The sequence below is a fragment of the Photobacterium sanguinicancri genome (genome assembly GCF_002265265.1).
Classification (GTDB): Bacteria; Pseudomonadota; Gammaproteobacteria; order Enterobacterales; family Vibrionaceae; genus Photobacterium; species Photobacterium sanguinicancri.
The window spans coordinates 1-8,604 of sequence record NZ_NOIF01000203.1 but is presented as its reverse complement, the minus strand read 5'-3'; the positions used below and the strand labels follow the sequence as shown (position 1 = coordinate 8,604).

General features: G+C 48.6%; 12 protein-coding genes. All 12 read left to right on the top strand.

All coding sequences use genetic code 11. The features are described 5' to 3' along the window. Positions 1-216: 216 nt before the first annotated feature. Positions 217-639, top strand: coding sequence for a DUF5675 family protein (locus ASV53_RS20965; protein WP_094958536.1), 423 nt, complete (start codon positions 217-219; stop codon positions 637-639). A 43-nt stretch (positions 640-682) separates the two neighbouring features. After that, positions 683-1,204, top strand: a complete 522-nt coding sequence (locus ASV53_RS20960; protein ID WP_094958535.1) for a hypothetical protein — start codon at positions 683-685, stop codon at positions 1,202-1,204. Further along, positions 1,201-1,443 carry a hypothetical protein gene (locus tag ASV53_RS20955; protein ID WP_094958534.1) on the top strand — a complete coding sequence of 81 codons (243 nt, stop codon included), beginning with the start codon at positions 1,201-1,203 and terminating at the stop codon, positions 1,441-1,443. Before ASV53_RS20960 ends, ASV53_RS20955 begins: the two co-directional genes overlap by 4 nt. After that, on the top strand, positions 1,433-1,741 hold the full coding sequence (locus ASV53_RS20950) for a DUF2730 family protein (protein WP_094958533.1): 309 nt from the start codon (positions 1,433-1,435) through the stop codon (positions 1,739-1,741). The genes ASV53_RS20955 and ASV53_RS20950 overlap by 11 nt, the downstream gene beginning before the upstream one ends. After that, positions 1,741-2,037 (top strand): VpaChn25_0724 family phage protein, encoded by a 297-nt coding sequence (locus ASV53_RS20945; protein WP_094958532.1) that lies wholly within the window; start codon positions 1,741-1,743, stop codon positions 2,035-2,037. The genes ASV53_RS20950 and ASV53_RS20945 overlap by 1 nt, the downstream gene beginning before the upstream one ends. Then, complete coding sequence (locus tag ASV53_RS20940) at positions 2,037-2,621, top strand: DUF3486 family protein (protein ID WP_239928872.1); 585 nt, start codon at positions 2,037-2,039, stop codon at positions 2,619-2,621. Before ASV53_RS20945 ends, ASV53_RS20940 begins: the two co-directional genes overlap by 1 nt. Then, a complete protein-coding gene (locus ASV53_RS20935) occupies positions 2,621-4,189 on the top strand; it encodes a terminase large subunit domain-containing protein (protein ID WP_094958530.1) in 1,569 nt (522 codons plus the stop codon). The genes ASV53_RS20940 and ASV53_RS20935 overlap by 1 nt, the downstream gene beginning before the upstream one ends. Positions 4,190-4,218: 29 nt before the next feature. Beyond that, positions 4,219-5,790 carry a DUF935 domain-containing protein gene (locus tag ASV53_RS20930; RefSeq protein ID WP_094958529.1) on the top strand — a complete coding sequence of 524 codons (1,572 nt, stop codon included), beginning with the start codon at positions 4,219-4,221 and terminating at the stop codon, positions 5,788-5,790. Next, the gene (locus ASV53_RS20925) at positions 5,790-7,211 is read left to right on the top strand and encodes a phage minor head protein (RefSeq protein ID WP_094958528.1); all 1,422 of its coding nucleotides are present in this window, start codon (positions 5,790-5,792) and stop codon (positions 7,209-7,211) included. Before ASV53_RS20930 ends, ASV53_RS20925 begins: the two co-directional genes overlap by 1 nt. Positions 7,212-7,232: 21 nt before the next feature. Continuing rightward, complete coding sequence (locus ASV53_RS20920) at positions 7,233-7,424, top strand: hypothetical protein (protein WP_094958527.1); 192 nt, start codon at positions 7,233-7,235, stop codon at positions 7,422-7,424. Beyond that, the gene (locus ASV53_RS20915) at positions 7,424-7,882 is read left to right on the top strand and encodes a phage virion morphogenesis protein (protein WP_094958526.1); all 459 of its coding nucleotides are present in this window, start codon (positions 7,424-7,426) and stop codon (positions 7,880-7,882) included. The genes ASV53_RS20920 and ASV53_RS20915 overlap by 1 nt, the downstream gene beginning before the upstream one ends. Before the next feature lie 245 nt (positions 7,883-8,127). Continuing rightward, positions 8,128-8,604 (top strand): hypothetical protein (locus ASV53_RS26520; RefSeq protein ID WP_141226286.1); only part of this gene is annotated, 477 nt, incomplete at its 3' end.

Sequence of the window (8,604 nt, the reverse complement as noted above, 5' to 3'; positions counted from 1 at the left end):
ATCTATTGTTTCCTAAGTAGGTGCGTTTTGATTTTATTATTATTCCGAAGCCCGTTGAATGGGCTTTATTTTTGCCTGAAAGCTGCCATAATCCTTTTCGAAATATCTATTTAATCTTCTGATTTATCTGGAAACTCTTCCAATCCTTGTAACCCTATTTCAGTTCTAACATCAACGTAATCAAAACGATTTTTAAATCAGATTGCGGGGATGCACATGGACAAACTATATCTCAAACGCCGTTATTTTCCTTACGGCACCTATTCAACACTCCATACCCAAGATGGCGAACAGCTGTGCTGCATCGTCGAGCGTGAATGGGATAACAACAAGCCCAGCATCTCTTGCGTGCCCAAAGGTAATTACAAACTCATCCCGCATCAAAGTCCGAAATTTGGCAGCTGCTACGCCCTCGAAGCTCCGACGTTAGGTGTCACCCGTTATGGGCCAAGCCTACGTACTCACTGTTTATTCCACAAAGCCAACCGAGCCAATGAACTGCAAGGCTGCCTCGCACCAGGCACACACTTTGGCGTCAGTTATGGTGAGTGGGCAGTAATGAACTCGACCGAGGCATTCAACAAAATGATGACCTTCTTAGGTGGTAAGGAATGGCAGCTGGAAATAACCAGCGCATAGCTGTTGCTGGCACACAACATTCATTATTAGGAGTACCGCAGTAATGGACCCACTCACTATTTTCGGACTAGCAAAAACACTGCTCTCTGCCGGGCCGACATTGATCAAAACCGTCGGTGGAATGTTTGGCGACAGTGCCAGCGAAACTGCGGTGCGAATGGCCAACAAAATTGAGCAGATCGACAAGTCCATCGCCCCGTTTGAAGTGAAGCAAAAGCACGTGGTCAACGAGCTGAATAAGCTATCGCCACAAGAGCTAGAACGCATGGGTAAGGTGCAGGTCGAACTGGCAAAAATTGAAGCCGAACGCGAAGCACGCCAGCTAGAGCACGAAGAAACCATATTCGAATCCGGACAGCAGACGATCCGTGCTGGTGATAAATCCAGTCATTGGTTCGTCGCGTTAACACGGCCACTTTTAGCGCTCATTAGTGCCTGTTCCGCGAGCTATTACGTTATCAGCAACCCCAAACCCGATATGGTCATTGCTGGTTTTCTGATTGGCTTGGCTGCGACTTACATGGGCTCGCGCTACAAAGAAAAAACAATGGGAATTGCGTCATGACCGATCTCATCGACTGCGCTGCTACTGAAACCGATGCCTACATAGCTGATTGCATCCGGCGGCAGCGTAAGCCGGTGGAAATACCAGACGAAGATGAATCGGGGCGTTATTGCTTAGGTTGTACAAGCAAGATAGATCCAAGGCGAATAGAAAAAACGCCAGAGGCCGTGCGATGCGTGCCGTGCGAGACAGTGATAGAAAATATGGGTAAAGAAAAGAAAGGTAAATATGGACGGTGAACTAATAAAAACATGGTGGCCGATTGTGGTAGTGGCGGGTGGTCTCGCGGGGGCGGGTGTGTTTGCCTGGCTCTCTAACCGCTTCGCGACAAAGGCAGAGCAAAAAAAGCTGGAAGAACGTGTAGCCGATGTAGAAAAAGCGATCGCAGCAGCGCCATCGAAAGACGATTGGCACGAAACCGACCGCCGATTAGTCAAGGTGAGCACCCAAAACGAAGCGATTTTAAACTCGATAAGCAATATCGAAAACCGTCTCGCCATGCTGTACGAAAACGAATTTAGAAAGGAGCAAAAATAATGGCGATTACTCAAATTCTGCGCGAGCACCAGCGGCTTGTTATTTTGCGTTTGCTGTCTGAAGTACCTGGATATGATTTGAATGAATCAATTATTCAAGATGGCCTAGATCGCTATGGCTTAGATATTAGCCGAGACGCACTGCGGGCAGAGCTGGAATGGTTGAGTGAACTAGGGTTAATCACACTTGAAAAGCTCGGTTCCACTTACATCGCGACCTTAACGGGGCGGGGTGAAGATGTGGCAAGTGGTCGAGCAAAGGTATCGGGAATTAAGAAGCCACGACCAGGGGAATAATGATGACGGATAAAACAGATAACCCCACCCGTGGCCGTCGCAGCAAAATAGACTTGTTGCCTGATGATGTAAAACAACTGCTCGATGGCTTGCTGCGTGATGGAAAAAACAGCCAGCAAGAAGTGCTGCAGGCCGTGAATGAATACATTGAACAACAAGGCTTACCCGAAGATTTGAAACCGAGCCGTAGCGGTTTAAATCGTTACTCATCTCGTATGGAAGCCATTGGTAAAGACCTGCGTGATGTACGTGAAGTCTCACAAGCGCTGGTGGCCCAGCTTGGCGATAAACCGACAGGCGAAGTATCCAAACTCATCCTTGAAATTGGCCGCACCCAACTGTTCAAAGCCATGATGAACGCCAATGAAAAGGACGGCGAAGTCGATATCGGCATGATCAAAGATGCCATGCTCGCCGCCCAACGTCTTGAAAGTGCCGCGATGTCTAGCCACAAGCGCGAAAAAGAAATCCGTAAAGCCTTTGCAGATGAAGCGGCCAAGGTAGCAGAAACCGTCGCCAAAAAAGCCGGAATGACCGCCGAAACAGTATCCAGCATCAAAAAAGAAATACTGGGGATAGTCTAATGACCGAAGTATTTCGACCAGAGCTGAACCATGTTACTGAAGCTGTTATTCATGCGTTCGACCCTAATGAGTTACTGCTGGGCTATCAGAAACGTTGGATGGAAGATAAATCGGTATTAAAGATTGCCGAGAAATCCCGCCGTACTGGCTTAACCTTTGCCGAAGCCGCCGATTCATCACTAACGGCAGGCACCGCCAAAGGGGAAGGCGGCAGCAACGTGTTTTATGTTGGTTCTAATAAAGAGATGGCGCGAGAGTTCATCGATGCTGTCGCCATGTGGGCCAAGGCATTCAATAAAGTTGCCAGTGAAGTACAAGAAGAAGTGCTCACCAATGAAGACAAAGACATTTTAACCTTTGTCGTCTACTTCGATTCTGGCTTTAAAGTTCAGGCACTCAGCTCCAACCCATCTAACCTACGGGGCATGCAAGGCACCGTTATCATTGATGAAGCCGCGTTTCATGATCGTCTAGCGGAAGTACTGAAAGCGGCACTTGCACTGACCATGTGGGGCGCAAAGGTGCGTTTAATTAGCACCCACAATGGCGTGAGCAACCTGTTTAACTCACTGATTAACGATTCACGGGCAGGAAAAAAACGCTATAGCGTTCACACCATCACCCTTGATGATGCCTGTACCGAAGGGCTTTATCAGCGTATTTGCCAGATCCAAAAAATTGAGTGGTCGCAACAAAAAGAAGACGAATGGAAAGCCAACCTGCTCAACGATACCGCCACCGAAGATGATGCCCTAGAAGAGTATTACTGTGTGCCAAAGGCATCCAGTGGTCAGTATATTCCTTCTGTACTGATTGATTCCGCGATGAAGCACGGCCCTAATATTTTGACCATCGAAGCCCCCAAAGGCTTTATGGAATGGAGTGACGGTCAGCGTAAAGCGCATGTTGATGATTGGTGTAAACGTGTCTTAAAGCCGGAGTTGGATAAACTCGATACCAGTCACTCGCACTCGTTCGGAGAAGATTTCGCCCGCAAAGGGGATTTGTCCATCTTCGTACCGTTAGGGATTCGACCCAACCTCAGCAAATACGTCCCGTTCGTGGTTGAGCTGCGCAACATGACCTATGAAGGTCAGCGACAAATCTTGCATTTCTTATTGGAAGCGCTGCCCCGTAAACGCGGAATGGCCTTCGATGCCACAGGTAACGGCGGCTATTTAGCAGAATCTGCCGCACTCAAATACGGCACAGAAATGGTCGATCAGGTTTCGCTCAACGATCCGTGGTATCGCGAGTGGATGCCAAAGCTAAAAGCCGAATTTGAAGATTTGAATCTCGATTTACCCCGACATGAAGATATTAAAGACGACCTCAGCCATATTCAGGTGATCAACGGCGTTCCCAAAATCGACAAAGGAAAAAGCAAAGGCCAAGACGGCAAACAGCGTCACGGTGACTTTGCTGTGGGTTTGGCGATGGCCATTCGTGCCAGCTGGATGGACGGGGCCGCGATTGAATTTACACCACTACCTGCCAAAGGCGAACTAACCGAAGACGATGATCTGTTGCATGAACAAGGGCATGCCTTCGATCAGGGTTGTTATTAATCTGGCTGTTATTAAAAAGGAACTGCCACATGGCGACATCACCAATTGTAGATTTATGGGGCCGTCCTATTGAAACGGCAGACCTGGATGAGCAACAAACCGAAGCCGATTCCCGTTTAATCCAGCTTAAACGCCACTTTGCCGGGCATCCATCATCAGGGCTTACCCCCGCGAAACTAGCAGGCATCATGAAACGCGCCGAAGACGGCGATTTAATTGCCCAGTGCGAGCTAGCTGAAGACATGGAAGAGAAAGACGCCCATATTCAGTCAGAGCTGGCAAAACGCAAAATGGCCCTGCTCAATATCGATTGGAACATTCGCCCGCCACGCAATGCCACAGCACAAGAACAGCGCGATGCAGACATGCTGCAAGAACTACTCGAAGATGCAACTTGGCTAGAAGATGCCTTGTTTGATATGGCCGATGCCACCCTCAAAACCTTTTCAAATCTCGAACTGAAATGGGAAATAATAGAGGGTATGCACAGCGTCAGTGGCTACGACCACCGTGATCCATCGTGGTTTCAAACTCATCCCGATAACCGCAACCAGCTACGCCTGCGCAATGGCAGCCATGAAGGGGCCGAGCTGAATCCGTTCGGCTGGATATCTCACACAGCCAAAGCCAAGTCAGGTTATCTAAGCCGCCGTGGTCTGGTGCGGGTACTGGCATGGCCGTTCTTATTCAAAAACTACAGTATTCGTGATTTAGCCGAATTCTTAGAAATTTACGGCTTACCCATTCGGTTAGGAAAATACCCAGAAGGGGCGACCGAGCGGGAGAAATCCACTTTACTACGGGCAGTCATGTCGATTGGTCATAATGCGGGTGGCATTATCCCCAAAGGCATGGATATCGATTTTCAGAATGCCGCCGATGGGGCCAGCGATCCCTTCATGGCAATGGTCAACTGGTGTGAAAAATCCCAGTCTAAAGCCATTTTGGGCGGCACCCTCACCAGTCAGGCCGACGGCAAAACCAGCACCAATGCACTAGGTAACGTGCATAACGAAGTGCGCGAAGAAATCCGAGATTTCGACCTTAAACGTATCGCCGCCACCTTAACCCGCGATTTAGTGTTCCCGTTGTATGCCTTAAATGGCAAAAGCTATCGCAATCGCCACCGTATTCCTCGCTTTGAATTTGATCTCACCGAAGCCGAAGACATCCAAATGTTATCGACCGCCTTGCCTGGCTTAGTAGGGCTTGGGATGCGAATACCGCTGGAATGGGCGCACGATAAAACCCAAATTCCGCAAGCCAAAGACGGTGAAGCGATTCTGGGTTCGGTTCAGCAACCCGATCCTAAATCACAAGCGGAACTCAAGGGGCTGGCAGTTCTGAAGGCACAGGCCAATAAGCCAGATACCGCCGACCTGCAAGCCGAGCGGCTGCAGCAAGAAGCTGGTGGATTAATGGCCAACATGTTTGCGCCAGTCCGTGAACTGGTTGAGAGTGCGACCAGCCTGCCCGAACTGCGCGAAAGTATCTTGCAACTACAAGGAGTGATCAGCACCGAAGAGTTGGGCGAGGTGATGGCACAAGCGATGGCCGCCGCCGAGCTGGCTGGTATCAGTGATGTAACGGACGGCAAATAATGCCAGTTCAATACGGTAGCCTGCCGTTTAAACAGCAGATCGCCTATTTCCGTAATAAAGCCAATGTACCTTCTGAGCGTTGGGCCGATGTGTGGAAGAATGCCCACGACCGGGGCTTTATGGTTGCTGGGGCAATGAAAACTGATCTATTGAGTGATTTTCGCCAGGCGGTCGATACGGCCATTGCGGATGGCAAGTCGTTAGGTTGGTTTAAAAGTCAGTTTAACGACATTGTTCAAAAGCATGGCTGGGAACATACAGGCAGCCCAGGCTGGCGCGCTCAAGTCATTTATGAAACCAATATTCGGCAGTCATACACCGCAGGGCGTGAGCAGCAAATAGAACAAGTGAAAAGCCGCCGCCCGTATGGCATATATAAACACTCAGGGGCAGAGCATCCCCGTCACGAGCACCTTTCTTGGAATAACCTAGTATTGCCACTCGACGACCCGTGGTGGGATACCCACACCCCGATTAATGGTTATGGTTGTAAGTGCAAGAAGTTCACAGCCAGTGAGCGTGATTTAAAGCGCTTAGGGCTAGAAGTAGCGAATCAAGCCCCGAAAGTAGACACTTATGAATGGGTGGATAAAGTAACGGGGGAGGTGCATAACGTACCGAAAGGGATTGATCCTGGTTTTGATTACACCCCGAAGAGTAGCGCCCAGTTAACCGAGAAGACCAAGCAGATAGTGGATAAGAAGCCGCCACTGGAAGAGCGGTTAACCCCTCGGGTTGTTGATCATGCATTTTCGACCATTAAAGGTGTCGATGCCAAAGGGATAAGTGTATTACTGGCCGAGCTGGATAGCCCGCAGGTAGCAGCCTTTGAACAGGTGCTCAAGCAGCATGACATAAAAACCCTGGTTCTAAAGGCCGGTGAAATCAACGGCAGTTGCAAAGGGCGTGCGCTGGGGAGTGAGATAGAAGAGTACCTGCAAAGCGGGGCGGAGCTTTCTCACTGGAACTATACCAATCGACGGCCCAGCCGCACCAATGGCTTTACTTCCCGCAGCTGGAACCATGTGGTGGTCAAAGCCAAAGCCGCCGATAACCTGAACAAAATTGATATTGCCACGCTGACAGAATCACTTGCCGAAGCGGTGCCGCTAGGCAAAACAGCAGATCGTCTGTGGTCGTTTTCAGCTGCCGCAAACCAAGCCCAAGGCAACCCAGCGCGGGTGTTTGCTACATGGGCGCATGAAATGGGCCATCAGGTCTATTTTAAAGCCGGAAGCCCAGCACTACCGTCAGAATTGAAAGGCCGGGCTTCACTGACTCGCTATGGTGGCCGGAATGATGATGAATGGTTTGCCGAGCACTTTGCGGCGTGGTTGTTATCACCCCAGGCATTGAATCAGGCGTTGCCAGAGGCTCACCGGTTCATTAGTGAGGTGGTCGAAAAGGCTGGTACACTGTAATCAGATGAGGGAGAAAGCCAGATGGACAAACTGGAACAAGCGGAAACACTGTTTAAACAGTCTTTAACTATTGAATCGCTGCGCCAGCTAGACACGTTAGAGCGTCAGGCGAGAGGTCAGGAGGCTGACTATATCGGTGAATTATGGGAAGCCGTATTTGCTGCTGTTGATGAAGACTTGCTAACACAGGCCCGCAAAGAAGGACTGATTTAATGGTGGGGGTTAACTATTCAATTCGGTTAGATGGCATTGAGCATATCCGTGAACGCATTAACGAGCTGTTAACGCGTGGGCAAAACCTTGAACCTGCCTTTCAGGATATCGGAGAGATGCTGCTTCTTAGCCATAATGAACGGTGGGCTAAGCAGGAATCACCAGATGGTCAGCCATGGCAACCACTGAGTGAAGGCTACAAGAAGCGGAAGAAAAAGAACCAAAGCCTGATCCTTGTGCTGAATCAGCACCTCGGGCGTGAGCTGAATTACAATGCTTGGCGAACCGGCATAACATTTGGTACTCCTTATGAATACGGTGCTATCCACCATTTCGGTGGTACTTCCGATATGCGCCCACAAAATGCCGCCATTCCCGCCCGTCCCTGGTTGGGTGTTTCAGATGAAGATACAGAGCAGATCTATCAGATACTGGGTGATTTCCTGACTGCAGAGTAAAGCCCCTGTATCTCAAGCTAAGCGATTGAATGAGTTTCTGGTGCAACCGTGTGGGTGAAAAGGCGTTAAACGCTTTTAAATGGATTTAAACGGGATGTAAATGGGCTACGGGGAGGATTTGTAACAGGCATTGCTTACTATGAGATGAGTTGGGACTTACAGTGTCTTGATTTGTAGGCATTTCATATATACAATCTTGTGCGTTTATTACTTAGCCCTCTGGGCCTTTGGCTTATTGAAAACAAATGAAAAAAATAACAGAAAAGCAGAGAGAAAGAGATGTTAGACGGTCGTTATTTCATCGTAGCCAACGTAAGCTTCCAGCTTCTGATCTAGTTATTGAATTCAATGAGCCAGAATGGCTAAGAGTAAATAAGTGGGTGGATGAAGAAAAAGATTTAGGGTTAAATGTTAGACATGCTTCGAGTAAGAATCGTCGAGGTTTAGTGATAACATTGCCTGAAATTATGAATTTTTCAAGTCATTTTGATGTCACCGTTCAGCATCTTAATGCTATTCGAAAGCTAACAACAAACAAGTCTTTTTTCGGTGATGGTAATATGCCTAAAAAAGCTTATAAGTTGGCTAAAGTTAACTTTGACAATTTAAAAGAAATTTCAACATCATCAGCGCTAGTTTTGACTGCTGAAATTTCACGATGGGATGATTCAATACGTCGTAATTTAACTCCTCAGGTAGATGGCTGTCTCTTATACACATCT

What these genes read in the sequence shown, in the direction of transcription:
- ASV53_RS20965 (WP_094958536.1), top strand. Translation starts at nt 217, where the DNA reads ATGGACAAACTATATCTCAAACGCCGTTATTTTCCTTACGGCACCTAT.
- ASV53_RS20960 (WP_094958535.1), top strand. Translation starts at nt 683, where the DNA reads ATGGACCCACTCACTATTTTCGGACTAGCAAAAACACTGCTCTCTGCC.
- ASV53_RS20955 (WP_094958534.1), top strand. Translation starts at nt 1,201, where the DNA reads ATGACCGATCTCATCGACTGCGCTGCTACTGAAACCGATGCCTACATA.
- ASV53_RS20950 (WP_094958533.1), top strand. Translation starts at nt 1,433, where the DNA reads ATGGACGGTGAACTAATAAAAACATGGTGGCCGATTGTGGTAGTGGCG.
- ASV53_RS20945 (WP_094958532.1), top strand. Translation starts at nt 1,741, where the DNA reads ATGGCGATTACTCAAATTCTGCGCGAGCACCAGCGGCTTGTTATTTTG.
- ASV53_RS20940 (WP_239928872.1), top strand. Translation starts at nt 2,037, where the DNA reads ATGATGACGGATAAAACAGATAACCCCACCCGTGGCCGTCGCAGCAAA.
- ASV53_RS20935 (WP_094958530.1), top strand. Translation starts at nt 2,621, where the DNA reads ATGACCGAAGTATTTCGACCAGAGCTGAACCATGTTACTGAAGCTGTT.
- ASV53_RS20930 (WP_094958529.1), top strand. Translation starts at nt 4,219, where the DNA reads ATGGCGACATCACCAATTGTAGATTTATGGGGCCGTCCTATTGAAACG.
- ASV53_RS20925 (WP_094958528.1), top strand. Translation starts at nt 5,790, where the DNA reads ATGCCAGTTCAATACGGTAGCCTGCCGTTTAAACAGCAGATCGCCTAT.
- ASV53_RS20920 (WP_094958527.1), top strand. Translation starts at nt 7,233, where the DNA reads ATGGACAAACTGGAACAAGCGGAAACACTGTTTAAACAGTCTTTAACT.
- ASV53_RS20915 (WP_094958526.1), top strand. Translation starts at nt 7,424, where the DNA reads ATGGTGGGGGTTAACTATTCAATTCGGTTAGATGGCATTGAGCATATC.